This window comes from Thalassoglobus sp. JC818 (genome assembly GCF_040717535.1).
Lineage (GTDB): Bacteria > Planctomycetota > Planctomycetia > Planctomycetales > Planctomycetaceae > Thalassoglobus.
The window spans coordinates 605,058-625,908 of the sequence record NZ_JBFEFI010000003.1; the positions used below are offsets into that span (position 1 = coordinate 605,058).

14 protein-coding genes are annotated in these 20,851 nt (G+C 53.4%); 8 read left to right on the forward strand and 6 right to left on the reverse strand.

Annotation, left to right across the window (positions count from 1 at the left end):
• Positions 1-202: 202 nt before the first annotated feature.
• Together AB1L42_RS10245 and AB1L42_RS10250 are read right to left on the reverse strand one after the other, a co-directional pair.
• Positions 203-1,654 (reverse strand): hypothetical protein, encoded by a 1,452-nt coding sequence (locus AB1L42_RS10245; protein WP_367054182.1) that lies wholly within the window; start codon positions 1,652-1,654, stop codon positions 203-205.
• Positions 1,655-1,851: 197 nt separating this feature from the next.
• Positions 1,852-2,487 carry a penicillin-binding protein activator LpoB gene (locus AB1L42_RS10250; protein ID WP_367054185.1) on the reverse strand — a complete coding sequence of 212 codons (636 nt, stop codon included), beginning with the start codon at positions 2,485-2,487 and terminating at the stop codon, positions 1,852-1,854.
• 360 nt (positions 2,488-2,847) lie between these two features.
• Here AB1L42_RS10250 and AB1L42_RS10255 point away from each other — a divergent pair, with 360 nt between their 5' ends.
• The 4 genes from AB1L42_RS10255 (at position 2,848) to sufB (ending at position 6,729) form a co-directional block, all read left to right on the forward strand.
• Positions 2,848-3,471 (forward strand): transcriptional regulator, encoded by a 624-nt coding sequence (locus AB1L42_RS10255; RefSeq protein WP_367054188.1) that lies wholly within the window; start codon positions 2,848-2,850, stop codon positions 3,469-3,471.
• Positions 3,472-3,725: 254 nt separating this feature from the next.
• Positions 3,726-4,277, forward strand: coding sequence for an NADH-quinone oxidoreductase subunit B (locus AB1L42_RS10260; protein WP_146507454.1), 552 nt, complete (start codon positions 3,726-3,728; stop codon positions 4,275-4,277).
• Between the two features lie 49 nt (positions 4,278-4,326).
• Entirely contained in the window at positions 4,327-5,142 is an 816-nt protein-coding gene (gene sufC / locus AB1L42_RS10265) for a Fe-S cluster assembly ATPase SufC (RefSeq protein ID WP_367054192.1), read from the forward strand.
• 147 nt (positions 5,143-5,289) lie between these two features.
• Positions 5,290-6,729 carry a Fe-S cluster assembly protein SufB gene (sufB, locus tag AB1L42_RS10270; protein ID WP_367054195.1) on the forward strand — a complete coding sequence of 480 codons (1,440 nt, stop codon included), beginning with the start codon at positions 5,290-5,292 and terminating at the stop codon, positions 6,727-6,729.
• 260 nt (positions 6,730-6,989) lie between these two features.
• On the opposite strand, the gene AB1L42_RS10275 is transcribed toward sufB, so the two are convergent.
• Positions 6,990-7,559 (reverse strand): hypothetical protein, encoded by a 570-nt coding sequence (locus AB1L42_RS10275; RefSeq protein WP_367054198.1) that lies wholly within the window; start codon positions 7,557-7,559, stop codon positions 6,990-6,992.
• Positions 7,560-7,674: 115 nt separating this feature from the next.
• On the opposite strand from AB1L42_RS10275, the gene AB1L42_RS10280 reads away from it, so the two are divergent.
• Positions 7,675-8,055: a hypothetical protein gene (locus tag AB1L42_RS10280; RefSeq protein WP_367054201.1), complete on the forward strand. Its 381-nt coding sequence runs from the start codon at positions 7,675-7,677 to the stop codon at positions 8,053-8,055.
• Between the two features lie 419 nt (positions 8,056-8,474).
• Here the strand turns inward: AB1L42_RS10280 and AB1L42_RS10285 are convergent, their stop codons facing one another.
• The 3 genes from AB1L42_RS10285 to AB1L42_RS10295 all read right to left on the reverse strand — a co-directional run bounded on the left by AB1L42_RS10285 (position 8,475) and on the right by AB1L42_RS10295 (position 13,704).
• Complete coding sequence (locus tag AB1L42_RS10285; protein ID WP_367054204.1) at positions 8,475-9,707, reverse strand: hypothetical protein; 1,233 nt, start codon at positions 9,705-9,707, stop codon at positions 8,475-8,477.
• Positions 9,708-9,848: 141 nt separating this feature from the next.
• Positions 9,849-12,542, reverse strand: coding sequence for a leucine--tRNA ligase (gene leuS / locus AB1L42_RS10290; RefSeq protein ID WP_367054207.1), 2,694 nt, complete (start codon positions 12,540-12,542; stop codon positions 9,849-9,851).
• A 295-nt stretch (positions 12,543-12,837) separates the two neighbouring features.
• On the reverse strand, positions 12,838-13,704 hold the full coding sequence (locus AB1L42_RS10295) for a lysophospholipase (RefSeq protein ID WP_367054210.1): 867 nt from the start codon (positions 13,702-13,704) through the stop codon (positions 12,838-12,840).
• Positions 13,705-14,090: 386 nt separating this feature from the next.
• On the opposite strand from AB1L42_RS10295, the gene AB1L42_RS10300 reads away from it, so the two are divergent.
• From AB1L42_RS10300 to AB1L42_RS10310, 3 genes are all read left to right on the forward strand, one after another.
• A complete protein-coding gene (locus AB1L42_RS10300; RefSeq protein WP_367054213.1) occupies positions 14,091-17,204 on the forward strand; it encodes a PSD1 and planctomycete cytochrome C domain-containing protein in 3,114 nt (1,037 codons plus the stop codon).
• Between the two features lie 207 nt (positions 17,205-17,411).
• Complete coding sequence (locus AB1L42_RS10305) at positions 17,412-18,665, forward strand: PQQ-binding-like beta-propeller repeat protein (RefSeq protein WP_367054216.1); 1,254 nt, start codon at positions 17,412-17,414, stop codon at positions 18,663-18,665.
• 226 nt (positions 18,666-18,891) lie between these two features.
• Entirely contained in the window at positions 18,892-20,817 is a 1,926-nt protein-coding gene (locus AB1L42_RS10310; RefSeq protein WP_367054219.1) for a DNA gyrase subunit B, read from the forward strand.
• Positions 20,818-20,851 lie beyond the last annotated feature (34 nt).

Genomic DNA, 20,851 nt, shown 5'->3' on the forward strand with positions numbered 1-20,851 from the left:
CATGAGTCATAAAGCACCCGCGCGTTCTGAAAATCTGGAGGTGGATGGCTCTCGTCGCATGCTGTTGAGTGTTTCCGTTCAACACCGAGAGCAATCACGACCGTCGACATGATCTCTCAAGTGACCGCGTCGGAACTGGCTCGCGACGAACTGTAGAACGAAAACTCACAGCAAGAGATGATCAACCTGCCATTGTTGTTATTTACTGATCCACAACGGCCGACGATGACTCTCCAACCGATTCGAGGGTGAGTAGCGATTGGTCTGAACTGGTGAGAACTTCACCGATGATTTGCGTATCTGGGATTGTCACCAGCACGTAGGTGTTTCGTCCGTCTTGGATCTCCGCGATTGTACTCACAGAGAGGGGGCGTGACGCGACCTGATTTGGGAGGATTCGGGGAGCAAGAGTGATTTCCCTTGAACCTGCGGGTAATTCCGCACGGAGCACCTGAATCTGATCGGGCAGAAGCGTCCAGCTTCGTGTGTCGGCCTGTTCTGTTGCTTCCCAGGCGACTCCGGCAGCTGTGAGTGCGAAATCAGCCAGGCCAGAATTCTCGGCACCTAAGCTGTCTTTGGCAGCGTAGATGGCTGCTTTCTTGAGGCTTCGACGAACAACAGCCCGCGCGACGACATCGGAATGCTCGGCAGCGGTCTGCTCGACTGCGAACTCGCTGATATTGCTTAGAGTGGTCGTTGTTCCGAGAACTTCGTTGCCAACGGAGACTTGAATGTTTTCAATCAAGGAGCGTCCTGGGATCACCACTGGAACTTTGATTGGGGCGATCGTGGGGGTGATTTCCTGTTCTGTAAACTCGTTGAGAATTCGGTCTGCGATCAGCATGGCGGCAGTGCTGGGAACTTCGACTGCTTCCACTTTTTGTGGACCGCGTCCCACGAGACAGAAGACGTACAGCACTCCGTTGCCTCGCTCAGAGTGTTTGCCTTCCCGTGCGCGGGCCAGATCGATTTGAGCATCGCGGAAGTCAGTTTCCCAGCTTGCAACTTTCAGGCGCGAACGTTCGATGTCGTCGTAATCGAGGTGCCGTTCTTCGAGCAGGGCTGCGTGAACGTAGGGGCCGAGTGCCAGCCTTCGGAAGTGAAGTTCTTCAGCGACTTCTTCTTCGTCGAGCTTTCTTGAGTTTTCGATGCGAGCGATGACTTCGTTCTGCTTTTCGGTGACCTGAAGCGCGTAAGCAGTTGCGTCGTCTCCGCCGTGCATCAGGTTGGTGATCGCCAGCATCGCGCGAATCAGAATTCGTTCGTAGTCACTCCCAGCCCAGGCGATGTCGTTGTCGTCTCGCACCATTGATTTCGCGAGTTCTCTGATGTCGCGCTGTTCCAGGTGATCAAGTCGATCGCGAACGCCGCGCAGAAGCTGTTCGGCTTCATGAGTGTTGCCGGCGGTCAGTTGGATCATCGCTTTATCGAGAGTCAGCGCATCGACGTCTTTTCGCTTCTCGTCGATCAGCGTTTGCAGCCTCGCTTGCGATTGAGCCAGATCGCCGATGTAGAATTCCTCGCGAAAGCTCTGAACCTGACGCGCGCGATGAGAGCACCCGACCAGCAAGATGCAGACGGTCAGCAGCCGTACTGCGACTTTTCGAAAGTGGCGGGCGGACATTTCGCGGGGAAGCATTCGTGAGTTCTTCATGTTTGAAATGTCATCGAGTGCTCTGATTGATCAACGCAGCGACGACGCTGATGTTCTTCTCTTCGGAAGCGGTCCAAACTCTCTCGATTTAAATCGGAATCAGCCTGGAGCAAGTTGCTCATTTCGCTTGAGCGTCTCACTCATACAAATGCTGATTTCGCTCGTGCGAGCCAGTGCCAACCGAATTGGAAGATCCTCTAGAAGTGACTCTTTGAGTAGAGCTTTCGGAGGTTTGCGGATTCTTTGGTGAACTCTCCGGTATTGATGTCGACCATCTCCAGCGTGAGGAGGTAATCCCGCTGGTACTTCTTGTTGTCGCGTGTCGTTCCGGATGTCAGTTTTGCGAAGAGCAGGTAATCGAACGGCTGATTGAGTTTCTGCATGACACTCAAGTACAGCTGTTGATTGTCAGGAAGGAAGAGATCGTCGGGGCGAAGTCGTGTTTCTCGAAGCCCTGCCTCGACGTATCGTCTGCTGATCGATCCGTACAATTCCGACTGCGACAACATTGTGTCGATGTGTTCGAAGATCTGCTCTTTGAAGTCACCGATCTCCTCGGAGCTGCGGTTCTCAACTCCGACAAAGCAGATGCGTTTCTTGCCAGTAGGCATCCCGTTCATAGAGGCCTGTTGGATTTCTTGCACCTGGCGACCCATCAACCGACCGACAGCTTCGTCGATGAGTGGCTTCCAAGTTTCCGCACCAGCTTCGTGCGAACCGACAGCATCGGCGTCGAAATCTGTCAGGACGGTTGCCTTTTGCGATCCGCGACAGCCATATGTCCAGATGGAGAAGCTGCCAGCTGTGAAAAGAAAGAATTGTCGCCGATCCATGGCTACCTCTTGCTGTGATTGGTGAATCACTTTGTTCGATTTTGCGTTGCGAATTCTACGTGTTTGTCGAGGCTCACAATAGATCGGTTCATCGATCCGACAGGCGTCTCGAGGATCGCAGGCAAGACCTGCCGGAGAGCATGGACGGTGGAGCTTTGGGGGGAGATTCGCCGCGGTGTTGTCAATGTGACGACGTCTTTTCCGAGGTGGTTGTGAAAGCCTCGGCTTAAGCTCTCAGGCGTGACGTCAGATTTACTGAATCTGAGACCGTGAATCTTTTTGACAGTCTTTGTTGTCAAAAGTGTGGAATCCCGTATACTCGGGACGTGTTCTTTCGATTCTTTGATTGATTTCTCACCCATGTCGCGTGACCAGACAGATCATGAATTCTTAAGCGTGCTGCAGAGACAATCTCCTGCCACGATTCAGAGTTTGTGTGATTCGATAGGGATCACAGCCACAGCGGTTCGTCAGAAGCTGATGAGGTTTCAGGCAGCTGGTTTGGTCGATCGAAAACTGTCGCGGCAGGAGCGAGGTCGGCCCAGCTATACGTATCATCTTACTGCGGCAGGACTTAAGGAACTGGGAGACGATCACGCGGAGATCGCAGCCATTCTCTGGAAGCAGATTATGGTGATTTCGGACGAGAATGTCCGGAAGAGTGTTCTGAATGGTGTGAAAGAATCGTTGGTTGAGCGGTTTGGAGCTTGTCGCGATGGAAGCAGTTTAGCGAGCAGGTTACAGCTTCTCACGAGCCAACTGGCTGAACAGGGATTCGAACTTGAATACGCCAGCAATAGCGACACAGACGGCCTCCCCATCCTGAGGGAGTATAACTGTCCGTATCATGAACTGGCTGCAGAAGATCCGTCGATTTGCGATCTCGAACAATCAGTCTTTTCAGAGCTGTTGGGTGTGCCAGTCGAGTTGTCGTCCTGTCGGTTGGACGGCCATCGATGTTGTGAATTCCAAGTCGGAGAGTAACGACTCAAACGAGATCAGATGTCAGTTAGAGGATTCGACCCATTAAGACAGCTGGGTCAGCTTGTAACTGACAAAAAACCCGTCGACAATTCCGCCTGTTGAGGAGTTTTTGAGTCACCAGTTTTGAGAGATCGGCGGAGAGAGTTGTGTTCGTCAGAACGACAGATTAGTAATGACTTTGAGGGCGTTTTGTAATCGCGGTTTTTGACCTGCACACCTATTTCAATGCTTCCGATCATTAAGGATACCGTACAATGACATGGATCGAAGGTCGATTCGAAGAGAACGTCATCACGACGAGTCTGGAACAGGCGATGAACTGGGCAAAGCAGTCCAGTGTGTGGCCGATGACGTTCGGATTGGCGTGTTGTGCGATTGAAATGATGGCAACCGGAGCGAGCCGGTACGACATCGACCGCTTCGGAGCGGGGGCATTCCGAGCGACTCCACGTCAGGCGGACCTGATGATCGTGGCCGGAACAGTGACTCACAAAATGGCCAGCCGCGTGCGTCGTCTGTACGAGCAGATGCCTGATCCCAAATACGTGATCGCCATGGGGGCGTGTACTGTCGGTGGTGGTCCTTACTTCAAGTACGGTTACCACGTCGTGAAAGGTGTCGACCTAGTCGTGCCTGTCGACGTTTACGTTCCCGGGTGCCCTCCTCGTCCAGAGGCACTTCTGGAAGGCGTGATGCGAATCCAGGACAAGATTCGCATGAAGAAAATTACTCGAGGCGCGGAAGATTCACTTCCTGTTCCTCACCATTCCGGATACGTCAAAGAGCCGGAAATCGTCCTTGCCTGATTCGTCGACTTGTCGACTTTTGTTTATTTAGATTTGTGATTGCGAAACCATGTCCAGCTTGTTGAAGATCGAAGACCTGCATGTTTCTGTCGGGGAAACCGAAATCCTGAAAGGCGTCAATCTTGAGATTCGCCAGGGAGAGATTCATGCATTGATGGGACCAAACGGGTCCGGAAAAAGCACGCTGGCATACGCTCTCGTGGGACATCCAAAATACGAAATCACTGGCGGCTCGATCTCGATCGACGGGACTGACGTTCTCGACCTCGATCCAGCGGAGCGAGCCCGCCTCGGGATGTTTCTTGCGTTTCAGTATCCTGTCACAATTCCCGGCGTAAAAGTCGCAGACTTCCTCCGGCACGCGATCAGCAACGTTCGTAACCCCGATCGTAAAGAAGGTGAAGAGCTGATGCCGATGCGGGAGTTCCGAACCGAGCTCCGCAACACGATGCAAGAGTTGAACATCGACGCCGAATTCGCCCGACGATACCTCAATGATGGATTTTCCGGCGGTGAAAAGAAGCGAATGGAAATTCTTCAGCTGGCAATGCTCAAGCCGCGATTCGCGATTCTCGATGAAACAGATTCCGGCCTCGACAGTGATGCTGTCCGGGTTGTCAGTGAAGGATTGAGCAAACTGTCCGGACCGCACATGGGTGTGTTGATTATCACTCACCATGAACGGCTTCTCGAATACAACGTTCCTCAATTTACTCACGTGATGCTTGCGGGGCGAATCGTGGAAACGGGTGATGCTTCGCTTGCTCATGATCTGCACAAAAACGGATACGCAGGCGTTCGCGAGCGACATCCAGAAGCTGCAGCAGAAGAGGATGCAGCCCAGGAAGAAACGACTTCCGTCTAACGGAAGCGTCTCTTCTGCAACTCCTCAATTCCCGAGCGGATTATCGGGATTCGTCAGAGCGACTGGATTCGCACCGATCGTTCCGGGTAATTAGCCCGCCTCGTACTTCCTCATCAGCAATCCCGACTTTCAATCGGAGACGGCACCATGGCGACTACAGATACACTTGACTCTGATCTCGGCAACGACGGCAAAGCCGATGTCTCGATCGGAGATTATCAATACGGGTTCCACGATCCGACTGACAAATACTCGTTCACCTCGCAGAGAGGTCTCAACGCACAGATCGTTGCTCAGATTTCTGAGATGAAGAACGAGCCAGGCTGGATGACGGACTTCCGCTTGAAGTCCTATGAAATCTTCGAGTCGAAACCGATGCCCACTTGGGGCGGCGATATGTCGGGAATCGACTTCCAGAACATCTTCTACTACGTGCGTGCCAGTGATCGGCAGGAGAAGTCCTGGGACGATGTTCCGGAAGACATTCGAAAGACCTATGACCGACTGGGAATTCCAGAAGCGGAAAAGAAATATCTGGCCGGTGTGAAGGCTCAGTATGAGTCGGAAGTGGTCTACGGATCTCTGCAGGAAGACCTTGAAAAGCAAGGAGTCTTGTTCACTGACACAGACTCCGCGCTGCGTGATCACCCAGAAATCTTCAAGCAGTACTTTGGAACAATCATTCCGCCAAGCGACAACAAGTTCGCAGCTTTGAACAGTGCTGTGTGGTCCGGTGGATCGTTCATTTACGTTCCTCCTGGGGTCAACATTGACTTCCCGCTGCAGGCGTACTTCCGAATTAATACCCAGAACATGGGGCAGTTCGAGCGGACCCTGATCATCGTCGATGAAGGTGCGAACGTTCACTATGTCGAAGGGTGTACTGCTCCGACTTACAGTTCGGACTCGCTGCACTCTGCGGTTGTCGAAATTGTCGTCAAGCGCAAAGGACGGTGTCGGTACACGACGATTCAGAACTGGTCGAACAACGTCTATAACCTCGTCACCAAGCGAGCGATGGCATACGGCGATGCTCTGATGGAATGGATCGACGGAAACCTTGGGTCCAAGCTGACGATGAAGTATCCAGCCATCTACCTGATGGAACCGGGTGCTCGTGGCGAAACTCTTTCGATCGCTTTCGCGAGCGAAGGACAGCATCAAGATGCTGGTGCCAAGATGGTCCACTGTGCTCCGCACACCTCGAGTCGAATTATCTCGAAGTCGATCAGTAAAGACGGCGGACGAAGCAGCTACCGCGGGCTGGCGAAAGTTGAGAAAGGGGCGACAGACTGTAAAAGCAACGTCGTCTGTGACGCCTTGATCCTCGACTCACACAGCCGAAGCGACACGTATCCTTACATCGAAGTTGAGGAAGATGACGTCGCGATGGAGCACGAAGCTTCGGTCTCAAAGATTGCTGAAGAACAGCTTCTGTATCTGATGAGCCGTGGTCTGACTGAAGCGGAAGCTTCCGCGATGATCGTGACCGGCTTCATTGAGCCACTCGTCAAAGAGCTGCCGATGGAATATGCCGTCGAGATGAACCGTCTGATTGAACTGCAGATGGAAGGCAGCGTTGGTTAAACTCGCTTCCAGCCGATCTTAATGTGACAGGTTGCAGTTCTCTCTGAACTTCGATCGCAGAAAAAATCAAACACGGCAAGCACTTCAATGAGATGTGCTTGCCGTGTTTTTTATCGTTTGAATGGTCTTCCCAGCGAAGGTGAGAAATTCAAACGCTATAGCGCATTCTTGGATTTTCTGTGCACAATCTCGCACGAACAAGCACGGCCTTTTAACTTGTGAAACCGTGCAAGCGAGTGCACAGGAAAGAGCAACTTGCTCTACTGGCGTGAGGCGACTGTCTTGCCTGTGGCAGGTGCCACGACGACAGCGATTTCATCTGCGACTGTTTGCTCGGCTGTCAGAATCTGAATGACTCCGTCGACAGGTTCCGAGATCTGGAGCGAAGGCAACACGGCGGTTGTCTGCTCTGGTGTCCAGTTTTCGACATTGGCTTGCAGCTTCATTCCGCCGATGACCAGCAGGACGGTACCTGGCTGTTGTCCGATTTGTCCGTCGATGGAAATCGTCTGCCCTGGATTCACAACAACAGATTCAGGAGCAGTTGCCGGAGCGCTGGCAACGGGTGCCGTAGCTGTGTTGACGGAGTATCGAACGCCGAGTGTGTTGAGCACTTCACCGGTCGGGCCCATGACGACGATTTCTGCGGGAACTGGCTCGGTCACTGGGAGAGTTGGAAGTTGTGCAGTCGCAATCGCATCTTCCCATCGAGTGACTTGTGTTCCGAGAGACATTCCCCCGATTTTCAGGACGATTGACCCTGGTGTTGCTCCAAAGCCAGTTCCTTCGAGTGCGATCTCCTGACCTGAGTAAACGTCGGTCAATTCCACGATTGGCGAAGCTGGAACCGCTGGTTGGCCGATGCCTGGGTGGCACTGGCAGGGAGTCGCACAATGGCAGTCATGATCGCATCCGCAAGGCTTCTTTTCGACGCAGACCGTTTCAATGGGGCGAATCGTGCAAACAGGCCGGTGTGGCTCGCAAGGGCGAATAACGCAGACGGGGTTTGGCGGTGGGCAAGGGCGAATCACACACTTCGGAGGCCCGATGACTGGTGGAGGTGTAATGCAAACGGGAGGAGGGATGATTTGTGGGGGTGGAATGATGTGCGGCGGAGGCGTGATGCAGACCGGTGGAGGAATGATTCGTGGTGGTGGATCGATGCAAATTGGTGGGGGGATGATCCTCGGGGGTGGTCCAATTGTCACTGGGGGAGGAATGATCCTCGGCGGTGGTGTGATGCACACTGGTGGTTCAATGTGTGGAGGTTTGAACTTCGGCGGGTCGAATCTCGGTGGATTGTGTGGGGGGTGCTTCGGAGGGTGACCTGTCCATTTCGGAGGATTGTGTTGTGTGCCGAATTTGACCTTCGAGAAGAAGTTGTTGGAGCTTTTTGATTTGGAATTGGACAACTGGTTGAACAGTTGCTTGGCGTCGAAAGATTGAGCGTCGCATTCGCTGGCGGTGACGGCAGTGATCAATGTTGCGGTGAGGACGAGAGTTTTCATGGCCTGATTCCCTGCTGAGTGTTCTGTGTCTCGTTTTTGAGGTCGCTCAGAGGAAAGGCATGTGCTGTGCCATTCGGTTTTATCAGCAGTTTTTGCCATTTTGCGGGTTCGTGCGCCGTCATTTTGACATTGCATGTGTCGAACCGAACACAAACGGTTGCGCACTTCGATGACGGTTGGCACGAACGACGAATGGTCCGCAGAGAGTCTCTTAATAAGAAGTTAAGACAGTGAGGCTTAGTTGGTCGCTCTGTTTTCTGCCAGAATGAAGTCGACCCATTGCGGAAGCATATCTGCAAAGTCTGGTGGGAATTGATGTTCGGACATTCCAGGGTACTCGATGGCTTCGACACGAGCCCCGAGTCGCTTCAGGTCCTGGGCGTAGAAGCGAGTGATTGCGATGTTCCCAAGCATCTCTTCAGCTCCGCAGGTGACGACGTACCCTTGCTGGGTGTGGTTAGCCTTGGGGTGAAGAGAGAGAGTCGCTGGATCGTTGTTACCGCCGGGAGACATAATGAGTGCTCCCGAAAAGTCCTCCGGATGTCTGGCTGCGATTTCCGCCGCGACCATGGCTCCCTGAGAGAAGCCGAACAGCACAAGCTGGCCGGGGGCGGCTTTCAGCTTGGGGCTGACTTTCTCGAGTGCTTTGCGAATTCTGGCTTCATCTTGTTGTGGGTCTTCAGTCCAGACGAAACTGCTTGGGCCGAGGGGAATGGGGCCACTGATGCCGAGGATGGCGATTTGCATTTCGTCAGCGAGTCCCTGATAGCCGGTGTTGACGAAGTTCTTGGCCCGTCCTCCCATTCCATGCAGCCCGATCAGAATGGGAATCGGTTCAGTGGGTTGATAGTTCGACGGCAGAATCAGTGAGTATTCGGTGAGCCCGCTGGTCTTCCAGTACTCTCCGTACTGAGACAAGTATCGCTGAAGCTTGCTCCAACGTGGGTCACTTCGGACGAGCGTTAGATCAGGATCGTCGTTCGTCCAATCCGCGTCGACGCCTTCCTTCTCCGCTGCCTCCAGCAGCCAATAAACACTCGCTTCAACATTGCCAGCGAGTGAATAGTAACAGGCGAGATTGTAAGCCCCTTCAGACCCCTCGCTTTGGGCATGGGACCAGTACTGCAATTGAACAGCGTCGTCGTAATTCCCGTCGGCGGCGTTTTGTCGGGCGCCAGCTGCGAGCAGATCGCTTTCCAGCGTCGACAGGTCGAGTTCGCCAAACTGGCTCGACGGAGCAACTGGTTCTGCAACGACGAAGGGGCGAACTGGTCGTGTGGCGGGGACTCCCGGTTTCGCGACGACAGCTTGATCCTGCTGTGAAGAGACGATCGGGCTTCCGATCAGCTGATCATTCGGCGACTGCGTTCGTTCACAACCAAACCAACACAACATCAAGCTGAGCAATCCCCAAGTGAAAGCTTGAGTGATGGGGCGTGTCGCTTTTGTCGTGAGTGGTCGATGCATCATTTTTCGATCCTACACCATGCTGTGATTCATGGCCATGAACGCTCGTACTCTCCTGTACGGTTTGTCTCCGTCGTGTGTTGCAGTTGCGAAATCTTTTGACAACCCATTCGGGCTTCAATGAGTTCTTCAATTGCGAAGTGGCTAACCTTTGACGACAAAGTTGACCATTCGTTTGGGAACACAGATGACCTTCACGATCTGCTTTCCTTCGAGTTGCTTCTGGACGAGTTCATTCGTTTCGGCTGACTTCTGCATGACTGCCTGATCAGCTTCGGCAGGAATTCGGATTTTCGCTTTGACCTTTCCGTTCACCTGAACCGGGATTTCGATTTCCGCTTCCGCGATTTTCGATTCATCGAACGAAGGCCACGGAGCGTAGGTGAGCGAATCGGAGTGTCCGAGAAGTTGCCAGAGCTCTTCTGAAATGTGTGGAGCGAACGGTGCCAACAGGAGAACGAGCGATTGGATCGCCTCTTTCGGTCGCACATCCTGGCCTGTGTAGAAGTTGGTGAACTCCATCATTTTGCTGATCGCGGTGTTGAAGCTGAGCTTCTCGATGTCTTCGGTGACACCTTTGATCGTCTTGTGCAGGACTCTCTCCTGCTCTTCGTTCATGGCGACGTCTTGAACGGCCGGGCTGAGTTTGACCTCTTCGGAATGCTCGTCAGTGACCAGTCGCCAGACGCGTCCGAGGAATCGATAGACTCCTTCGACGCCTTTCATGCTCCACGGTTTCACTTGCTCCAGCGGCCCCATGAACATCTCGTACAATCTGAGCGAGTCCGCTCCATATTCGCGGACGACATCATCGGGATTGATGACATTGCCTTTCGACTTGGACATCTTCTCGTTGTTTTCGCCGAGGATCATTCCCTGGTTCACGAGCTTCTGGAAAGGTTCGACCGACGACACGTGGCCGCGATCGAACAGGACCTTATGCCAGAAGCGTGAATAAAGAAGATGCAGGACGGCGTGCTCTGCACCGCCGATGTAAAGATCGACGGGGAGCCAGTATTTTTCGAGTTCCGGATCGATGAAATTCGAGTTGTTTTTGTTGTCGGCGAAACGCAGATAGTACCAGCAGCTGCCGGCCCATTGAGGCATGCTGTTTGTTTCACGTTTGAGGCGAGTTCCATCTTCGGCGACCGAATAAAGCCACTCTTCGGGAGCCCAGCTGAGGGGCGGGTCCGGAGTGCCTTTCGGTTTGAAGTCGTCCATGTCCGGCAAGGTGACGGGCAGTTCGCTTTCTTCGACCGTGCGAATGTTTCCAGTCGGATTGCCTTCCGCGTCGAGTTCGTGCCAGATCGGAAACGGCTCGCCCCAATAACGCTGCCGGGAGAAGAGCCAGTCGCGCAATCGGTAGTTGGTCGCTTGTTTTCCGAGACCGGCAGCTTGCAGGTCTTGCGTGATTTTCTCTTTGAACTCCTGCGTCGGAGTTCCGTTGTACTCTCCGGAATTGATGGCTGTGCCCTGACCGGTGAAGCCAATGTTCTCGACGTCATCGCTGCCGGAATCGACAACTTCAATCACAGGCAGGTCGAACGTCTGAGCGAATTCGAGGTCGCGTTCGTCGTGGGCGGGGACCGCCATGATGGCCCCGGTTCCGTAGCTGATGAGAACGTAGTCGGCGATCCAGATCGGAGTTTTCTCACCGTTGACCGGATTGATCGCGTAGGCACCGGTGAAGACACCCGTCTTTTCCTTCGCGAGATCCGTGCGATCGAGGTCGCTCTTCAATGCGGAGCGTCGACGGTACTCTTCGACTTCGGAGCGTTTTTCGTCTGTGACGATCTTATCCACAAGTGGATGTTCGGGAGCGATCACCATGTAAGTCGCCCCGAAGAGTGTGTCCGGACGGGTCGTGTAAACCCGCAACACGTTGCCCTCGGGAGTTTGTGGAAGTCCTGAGCTTTTGCGTGCGGACTTCCATTCTTCGAATGTGGTCGAAGTTGTCGCTTCGGAATTCGAAGGGAGTTCAACGAAGAAGTCGACTTCCGCACCGACGCTTTTCCCGATCCAGTTCCGCTGGAGGATCTTGATCGATTCGGACCAGTCGAGGTCTTCCAAGTCGTTGATGAGTCGCTCAGCATACGCGGTGATCCGCAGCATCCATTGTCGAAGGGCCCGACGTTCGACCGGATGGCCACCGCGTTCGCTCAAGCCTTCGGCGGTAACTTCTTCATTCGCGAGGACGGTTCCGAGTGCGGGACACCAGTTGACTGGAGCGTTGCTTTGATAGGCGAGGCGATGCTGGTCCTGATAGTCACGGATCGTCTGCTTGTCTTGCTTGGAAACCTCTTCCGGGATCGGCAGCTCTGAGATCGGACGCCCTCGCCCGATGCGGTTGGTTCCGTTCTGATCCGTCCAGCTGATTTCTGGGTCGTACCAGGTGTCGTAGAGCTGAAGAAAGATCCACTGCGTCCAACGGTAGTAATCTTCGTCCGTGGTGGAGATTTCACGGCTCCAGTCGTAGCTGAAGCCGAGCATCTTCAACTGTCGGCGAAAGTTGTCGATGTTCTCGTACGTTGTGACGCGCGGGTGAGTCCCAGTGTTGATCGCGTGCTGTTCTGCAGGGAGGCCAAACGCATCCCATCCCATTGGATGCAGAACGTGTTTGCCTTGCATGCGATTGAAGCGGCAGACGATATCTGTGGCGGTGTAACCTTCCGGGTGACCGACGTGCAGGCCTGATCCGGATGGATAAGGGAACATGTCGAGCACATACATTTTCCCCTGACTGGCTTCTTTCGGTTCATTTGAGGTCACGAACGTTTCGTGCTCGTCCCAGTAGGTTTGCCATTTGGATTCAATGTGCCGAGGTTCGTAGCGAGACATATCTTCAGTCGAGTTTGTGCGGTGAGCGTGTGCAGAAAAGCGGTAGTGTAGAGCGCAAGAGTGATCCGGTCACCAGTCACAGACAACGATCTCACGAACTGACTTCCTAAGCAAATCGCGATTCAACTGAAATTCATGTGTTCTTCGGTTGCCAGCGGGGCAGTTTTTGGGGCGACGTAGAGCGAGTCGCGCGGAAGAGTTCCCACTGCGAGCAAAACTGAGCAATATATCTCAAGCGAATGCGTCGAGGTGTTTCAGCATTCAGTGAAAGCCGGTTTTCAGAGTGAAAAATATCTCAGGCAGCGAGTGAGCGGGGGAAGCGCTTGAGGGTCCAGTCGATGACGTGATTGAAGATCTCTCGCCAGCGGGGGTCGTTGTGTGGCTCGTGGATGAATTCATCGAGCGGGACAAATCTCGCGGCTGGAGCTGCTTGGCAGAACTCGTAAGTTGCTTCGCACGAGGTGATTACGTCTGACGTACCGTGGAAAGCGAGGACGGGAACCGGGAATTGTGCAGCGTTTTGCAGAGCCCACTCCCCTGCCTGATGGCACTCGATGGCGGTCTTCATTGTGATCCGATTGTGCCTCAATTCGTCGTTTCTGAGTTTCTCCAGAATCTCTTCGGACCGCGTGAGCTCCTGACTTCGAATGCTGGTTGGGACGCTGAATTCTGGCCAGACGAGTGAAACACCGTGAATCAGATTCGTTTTCAAAGCTGATGGTGGAGTCGCCAGGCGGAACCATGGTGCCGACAAAATCGCTCCGGTGATCTGATCTTCGAGTTGGTCCGGCATCCTGCGGAGACACCAATTCGCGACAACTCCGCCCCCCATGCTGTGACCGAAAAGTGTGATTAGCCGGTACGGGTCTTCGTGTAGAAGGTGGTCAACAACGAGAGAGACATCGTTCAGGTAGTCGTTGTAAGTCGATATGTGGCCGCGTGTTCCGGTTGAAACTCCGTGGCCGCGCTGGTCAAAGCGGACGACGCTGAGCCCGACGGAGTTCAGCAAATCGACAATGTGCCCGTAGCAGCCGCTGTGTTCTCCGAGGCCGTGGACGAGAAGAACGGTTCCCTGACCGTAAGGAACCTGATGGTCGACGACATGCAAAGCGTGGCCGTCTTCGGTCGTCAATTCGGTTTCAACGGTTCGGTTCAGAGACATCCTTCTCCTTTCAACAATCGAACACGACGAACTTCCGAATCGGAGATCCTCTCAGGACTCATCCCCAAAACAGACCATTTTCACGGTCTCGATGCAATCCACTGAACTTTTTCGTTCTGGTGCAAGCTGCGATTTCTTGAATGAATCAGTCCAAATCAATGGCGAGGATGCACTGCTGAGTTGGAGGATTCTCCGAGATTGTCATCGGTAACAATCATCGTTTCGAGCCATCCTATAAAGGATCGGCAGAATCAGTTGGAACTTCGTATCAAATGTCGTAAATTTGAGGTGCGAATTTTGATGTCCTCCCGAAGAATGCACGGAGTGGTCTCGCGTTGTGCATCTCGTGATCCCCCAATCAAATCATCCCCTGGGGCACCCCGCCGATGATCAGACTTTTTCTGCTTGGAATTGCCGCAATCTTGTTAATTGGCAGCTATGGTGTCGCCGATCCCGGCACAGCGAAGCCTGTCGACTTTCAACGTGATATTCAGCCGATTCTGCAAGCCCGCTGTGAGAGTTGTCATGGCTCGGAAGCGAGAGAGGGAGGTCTTCGTTTTCTTGGGCGGGATGACCTGTTTCTGCGGAATGATTCCGGCGAGCCTGCAATCGTGGCTGGGGAGCCATCCGAAAGTGAATTGATTCTGCGAATTACGGCAGGCGAATTCGAAAGAATGCCGCCTGAGGGTCCGCCGCTCAAAGATGATCAGATCAAGCTACTCAAGAGGTGGATTCAGGAAGGCGCTTCTTGGCCGCAGACGGTGAAAGCTCCAAAGCATTGGGCATACGAGTCTCCAGCCAGACCGGAAATTCCGCTCGTGGAGAGTGGTCGAATCGCTAATCCGATTGACGCGTTTGTGCTGTCGACTCTTGAAAAGTCAGAGACCGGGCTGCAACAGTCTCCGCCAGCATCGCCAGCGACACGATTGCGTCGAGTTTATCTTGATCTGATCGGGCTGCCTCCTGAGATGCACGTGTTGGAAGCCTTCGAAGCGAATCCGTCGGACGATCACTATCGTGAGATTGTCGATCAGCTATTGGCTTCTTCGCATTACGGAGAGAAGTGGGCTCGCCAGTGGCTCGACTTAGCTCGCTATGCGGACTCCAACGGGTTTCAAGCGGATCAGTTTCGAGAGATCTGGCCGTATCGCGATTGGGTCATCAATTCTTTCAACGATGACATGCCGTTCGATGAGTTTTCGATCGCGCAGCTTGCTGGTGATCTCCTGCCTGAGTCGAGTCTGGATGACAAAGTCGCAACAGGATTTCATCGATGTACCACTTGCAACGTCGAAGCCGGAGTCGATCCGGAAGAGAATCGAACGAATCAGATCATCGACCGGGTGAACACGACCGGGACGGTCTGGCTGGGAACGACTCTTGAATGTGCTCAATGCCACAATCACAAGTACGATCCGTTCTCGCAGGAGGAGTACTACGAACTTTTTGCGTTCTTCAACAACACCCCTTTGGAAGTTGTACAACCCGGCGGGAAGGGAGTTCAGTTTGAAGTGTCGGGGCCGAAGATGGACCTTCCACTTACTGAGCTTCAACAACAAGAACGGGATCAGTTTGAAGAAGAATTGAAGCAGCTTGAAGTTCGCATCGCACGTCGGGAGAAAGCACTCACCCAAGAGCAAGAAACCTGGGAAGACAAGCTGCGATCGAGCCTGGCTTCGGTCCCGCAGTGGCATGTATTGGAGCCAGTTAAGTTCGAATCGAAGAACGGTTCGGACTATCGCATTCTCCCCGACTCCTCGATTCTTCTGACCGGGGAAGCTCCCAACAAGGATACATACACTGCTTCATTCTCGACTGACCTGAAAGAGATCACTGGATTCAAAATCGAAGCGTTGACGGACGATTCACTCCCCGGAAAAGGACCCGGACGCGGAGACGCAAAACGGCCGAACTTCGTCGCCCATGAGTTGACGGCTTCTGTCACTTCGGAAGGGGACGACGATCGAGTTTTGAAGCTGCATACGCCTCAAGCCAGCTTCTCTCAGAAGAACTATGATGTCGCCGGGCTGATTGATGGAGATCCTGAGACCGCTTGGGCGATCAATCCGAAATTCGGAGAGCCACACTGGGCAAGTTTTCTGATCGAAGAAGCGATCAACAAAACCGATCAAGGAACAGAGTCGAAGCCGGTCACGATTCGGTTTGAACTTTCTCAGCAGTTCGGGGGATCGCGAACCATCGGTCGCTTGCGAGTTCAAGCTCTGACTGGCAATCCAGAGGCAGCGACGATTCCGGAGGACATTCGTGAAGCATTGCTGGCTGAGAAAGAACGGACTGAGGAACAGTCAGTTGCTCTGGCAGATTATCACGCGTCGCAAGATCGCGGGATGAGACGGCTTGTTAAACAGCGTAAGGAGATCCAGTCGAAAATTGATGCCATCACTCCGCTGACAACGTTGGTGATGGTCGAGATGGACGATGTTCGGGAAACTAACATCTTCCAACGGGGCAGCTTCCTGTCTCCGGGGGTGACAGTCGAAGCATCTGTGCCTGGCGTTCTTCATTCTCTTTCTACGGCAGTCGATGAAACGGAAGAACGTGATCGTCTGGCTTTCGCGAAATGGCTTGTCTCTGAAGAAAACCCTCTGGTTGCTCGCGTGGCTGTCAATCGCTGGTGGTCGGAATTCTTCGGTCACGGAATTGTGGAGACTCTGGAAGACTTTGGAACTCAAGGTGAGCGGCCGACTCATCCGGAACTGCTTGACTGGCTGGCGGTCGAATTTATGGAACACAACTGGTCGATGAAGCATATACATCGCACAATTGTGCTCTCGGAGACCTATCAGCAGGATTCGCGAATTGAGAGTGCCGATCGGGAATTGGACTCCTTGAACCGGCTTTATGCTCGTGGACCAAGATTCCGTTTGAGTGCGGAAACGATTCGCGATCAGGCTTTGGCCATTAGCGGACTGCTATGTCGCGATGTCGGAGGTCCGCCGGTTTATCCTCCGCAGCCTGAGAACATCTGGCGACATGTGGGGCGTAACGCTCCAAAGTGGGAGACCGACACCGATGGCGATCGTTTTCGCCGAGGGCTGTATGTCGTCTGGCGAAGAAGTGCCCCGTATCCGAGCTTCGTCAACTTTGATGCGCCCGATCGAGCTTCGTGCGTGGTGAAGCGTTCCCGGACCAATACTCCGCTGCAAGCGTTGACCCTGCTTAATGATCCTGCATACGTCGAGATGGCTCACGGGCTGGCTAACCGAATGCTGGTCGAGTGTACGGAGCAAGATTCGGACGAATTGGTCGAGTTGGGATTCCGGTTGGTGACGTCACGGTTGCCCAACAGCCACGAAGCAGCGTTTCTTGTCTCGTTTCTGGAGTCTGAAGAACAGCGATTTGCTGGCGATCCCGCAGCGGCGAAGCAAGTCGTCCCTGAAGACTTTCGGCAAGCCAACGTTGCGATTGAAAAACAGGCAGCTTGCTTTGAGCTGGCGAGCGTTCTTCTGAATCTCGATGAATCGATCACGAAGAACTGATGCGTCTTTGGGCTGGTTTCGGAATCGATTGACGCGGCCTGATCTCCCGTTATGTTGCAGTCGGTCGAATTGAGATCGGTCGAGGCAAAATCACTCGACATCCTGATCTCTGGACGGCAGCGATTTGCACGAGCAAACGCATTTTCAGCAGGTGAATCGAGTTCACGTGAGTGCAGAGAAACCATGGAAATGGTTGAGGGACATGAGATGAGAATCCCATTTTCGGTTGGTGCTATCGTTCTATCTCTATTCGTGCTTTCAGTGAGTGGAGAGGACTGGAACGAGTTTCGTGGGCCGACTGGACAGGGAGAAGTCAGCGGCGTCAGTCTGCCAGTTCAATGGGACGATACCGACGGAGATCCAGAGAACATTCTTTGGAAACAGCAGCTCGATGGGCTTGCCTGGTCTTCGCCGATCGTCGTCGGCGGGAAGATCTACATGACGTTTGCTTCCGAAGAGGATGAAGACTCCTTATCGCTCCAACTGATTGCCCTCGATGCTGAGACCGGAATCGAGTTGTGGCGACGGGAGTTGTGGACTCATTCAGATGATGTGGCGATGCACAAAAAGAACTCACACGCCAGTCCGACTCCGATTTGTGACGGGGAATATCTCTATGCTCATTTTGGTCCGCATGGGACAGCCTGCGTGACACTCGATGGCGAGATCGTCTGGAAACAAAAGCTGGAATACAAACCGGTTCACGGAAACGGCGGTTCTCCGGCACTCGCTGATGGTGTGCTGGTGATTTGCTGTGATGGAGGAGACCAACAGTTCGTGGTTGGACTCGATCGAGACAATGGCGACATTCGCTGGCGGACCGATCGAGAGACTGATCCCAAGAAAGGCTTTTCGTTTTCGACTCCGCTGGTGATTGAAGTCAATGGTCAGCAGCAAGCTGTCTGTCCGGGGAGTGATGCTGTCTTCGCTTACAACCCAATCTCGGGAGAAGAGATCTGGCGAGTTGACTATCCGGGCGGATATTCGGTGACGCCGAGGCCAGTCTTCGGGGGAGGATTAGTCTTCGTCTGCACCGGGTTCAATAAACCGAAGCTGTTGGCGATCGATCCGACGGGCAATGGGAATGTGACAGAGACTCATTTGCGATGGAGTGCCGATCGAGCCATTCCTCATTCGCCTTCACCGGTCTATTTCGAAGACTCTCTCTATGTCGTTTCAGACAAGGGAATCGCGACATGCTTTGATGCTGAGTCCGGAGAAGTTGTCTGGCAGGAACGTCTCGGCGGGAACTTCTCAGCTTCGCCAATTGTGTCGAACGGAAAGCTCTACTTTCAGGATGAAACCGGGACGGGGATTGTTCTGAAAGCGAGTCGGGAATTCGAAGAGTTGGCGCGGAACAGTGTCGGGAGCAGTGAGCGGACGTTCGCTTCCTATGCTGTCGACGGAGATTCCATCCTGCTTCGCAGCGAGTCGCATCTGTATCGAATCGGACAGAATTAGATCGGGATCGCGACGACGCTCGGATTGTTTTTGCTGAGCATCCATCCCATTCTTCGGATTTTTCTGGATGCGATTCGTTCTTTCAAACGATCGATTGAAAGAGTAAGTTTACGAAACGTTTGAATAGGTGGTTGAGTCGCAGCTGGAAAACAGCACAATTCCCACCTGAATCAGCAACACTTCAACTTCACGTCCACTTTTCACTTCAGCGAAACAGTTTCCACTTATGTCGACATCTGTGAAATCCAGCTCCGATTACATGGCGGACGATATTGAAGTCCTGGAAGGGCTTGAACACGTCCGAAAGCGACCCTCGATGTATATCGGAGGTGTGGATGCTCGCGGGCTGCATCACCTTGTTTGGGAAATCGTGGACAACTGCGTCGACGAATATCTGGCGGGAGAATGTGATCAGGTCAAAGTAACGCTCCACAAAGATGGATGTTCGATCAGCGTTGAGGATAACGGGCGAGGCATCCCGGTCGACAAGCACAAGAAGACAGGGAAATCTGCGTTGGAGGTCATCCTCACGACGCTTTACGCGGGCGGAAAATTCTCCGACAAGAATTACGTTCGCAGCGGGGGACTTCACGGAATTGGTTCGTCGGCGGTGAATGCACTCTCGGAAGAGATGGTGGCAACGGTTCATCGTGAGGGGCATGAGTGGCGGCAATCTTATCAACGAGGCCGACCCGACGGGCCGGTGAAAAAGATCAAGCCTTTCCGCGGGCATGGGACGATCATCTTCTTTCGGCCGGACGATCAGATCTTCCGGCGTGTGCAGTTCCATGCAGATACGATTCGGCAACACCTTGAAGACATTTCGTACATCCATGGAGGTCTGAAAATCACCTTCGTCGACGAGATGAAAGGCGAACGGTTCGAGCTGCACCATCCCGAAGGAATTGCAGCTTACCTGCAGAAGCTGATCAAAGACGAAAAGCGAAAAGCGGTTCACGAAGCACCCTTCAAAGCTGATAAAGATGAGGGAGCAATTCGAGTTGAGATGGTTCTGCAGTGGACTGAATCAACCGATGAGCAGATTCGCAGCTATGTGAACGGAATTCGGACTCGCGGTGGCGGAACACACGAATCCGGGTTTCGAACCGGTCTCGCGAAAGCTGTCAAAAACTACATGGACGTCCATGGAATCAAGCCAAAGGGGTTGAACATCAACCCCGATGATATCCGTGAAGGTGTGATCGGAATTGTGTCCGTGTTTCACAATGATCCGATGTTCCAGGGGCAGACCAAAGACCGGTTGAATAACCCGGAAATGACTTCGCTCGTGGATGGGATCGTGCGTCCGTCGGTCGAGACGTGGCTCAACAACAATCCTTCGATTGCCGATGCTGTGATCGGTCGGATCATCCTCGCTGCCCGTGCGAGACAGGCGAGTCGCGATGCGATTAAGGAAATCAAACGGAAAGGGCCCGGGTCAAAGAGGAGCAACCTGCCGGGCAAGCTTTTGGATTGTCGATCGACTGATCCCGAGGAGTGCGAACTGTTCATTGTGGAAGGCCAGTCCGCCGGTGGGACAGCTGCCAGCGGTCGCAATTCAGCGACTCAAGCTGTGTTGCCGCTGCGTGGAAAAGTGCTGAACACGGAATCTCTGGAACTGAACAAGATTATCAAGAATCAGGAAATCAGTGATCTTGTCGAAACGCTCGGAACCGGGATTGGACCACACTTTGATCCTCATAAGCTTCGATACAATCGCATCATTCTCTTGATGGATGCCGATAGCGATGGCTATCACATCAGCACGCTGTTGCTGACGTTTTTCTTCAGGCATATGCGTGACCTGATTCAACTCGGTCGCCTGTATTTGGCGCAACCTCCGCTCTACAAGATCGAGTTCGGAAAAGAGCGGATGTATGCTCGCGACGACAGCGACAAAGAAGAGATTCTCGCTTCAATTCCGGCCAATCGCACGATTGACGTGCAACGGTTCAAAGGGCTGGGTGAGATGAATGCAAGTCAGCTGAAAGAGACAACTCTCGATCCGGATTCTCGAACGCTGTTGCGGGTCGACATCGACAGTGCCGTCGAAGCTGATCTGACGTTCGCTCAACTTCTTGGCAAAGATGCCAGTGAGCGTTACCGGATCATCATGGATGAAGCAGCCGAAGTCGACGACATTGACGTCTAAGAGTGACTCTGTCCAACACTTGCCAGCAGGTTGA

Coding starts and splice junctions, on each gene's coding strand:
- AB1L42_RS10245 (WP_367054182.1), bottom strand. CDS start 1,654: ATGAAGAACTCACGAATGCTTCCCCGCGAAATGTCCGCCCGCCACTTT.
- AB1L42_RS10250 (WP_367054185.1), bottom strand. CDS start 2,487: ATGGATCGGCGACAATTCTTTCTTTTCACAGCTGGCAGCTTCTCCATC.
- AB1L42_RS10255 (WP_367054188.1), top strand. CDS start 2,848: ATGTCGCGTGACCAGACAGATCATGAATTCTTAAGCGTGCTGCAGAGA.
- AB1L42_RS10260 (WP_146507454.1), top strand. CDS start 3,726: ATGACATGGATCGAAGGTCGATTCGAAGAGAACGTCATCACGACGAGT.
- sufC (WP_367054192.1), top strand. CDS start 4,327: ATGTCCAGCTTGTTGAAGATCGAAGACCTGCATGTTTCTGTCGGGGAA.
- sufB (WP_367054195.1), top strand. CDS start 5,290: ATGGCGACTACAGATACACTTGACTCTGATCTCGGCAACGACGGCAAA.
- AB1L42_RS10280 (WP_367054201.1), top strand. CDS start 7,675: ATGGGGCGAATCGTGCAAACAGGCCGGTGTGGCTCGCAAGGGCGAATA.
- AB1L42_RS10285 (WP_367054204.1), bottom strand. CDS start 9,707: ATGATGCATCGACCACTCACGACAAAAGCGACACGCCCCATCACTCAA.
- leuS (WP_367054207.1), bottom strand. CDS start 12,542: ATGTCTCGCTACGAACCTCGGCACATTGAATCCAAATGGCAAACCTAC.
- AB1L42_RS10295 (WP_367054210.1), bottom strand. CDS start 13,704: ATGTCTCTGAACCGAACCGTTGAAACCGAATTGACGACCGAAGACGGC.
- AB1L42_RS10300 (WP_367054213.1), top strand. CDS start 14,091: ATGATCAGACTTTTTCTGCTTGGAATTGCCGCAATCTTGTTAATTGGC.
- AB1L42_RS10305 (WP_367054216.1), top strand. CDS start 17,412: ATGAGAATCCCATTTTCGGTTGGTGCTATCGTTCTATCTCTATTCGTG.
- AB1L42_RS10310 (WP_367054219.1), top strand. CDS start 18,892: ATGTCGACATCTGTGAAATCCAGCTCCGATTACATGGCGGACGATATT.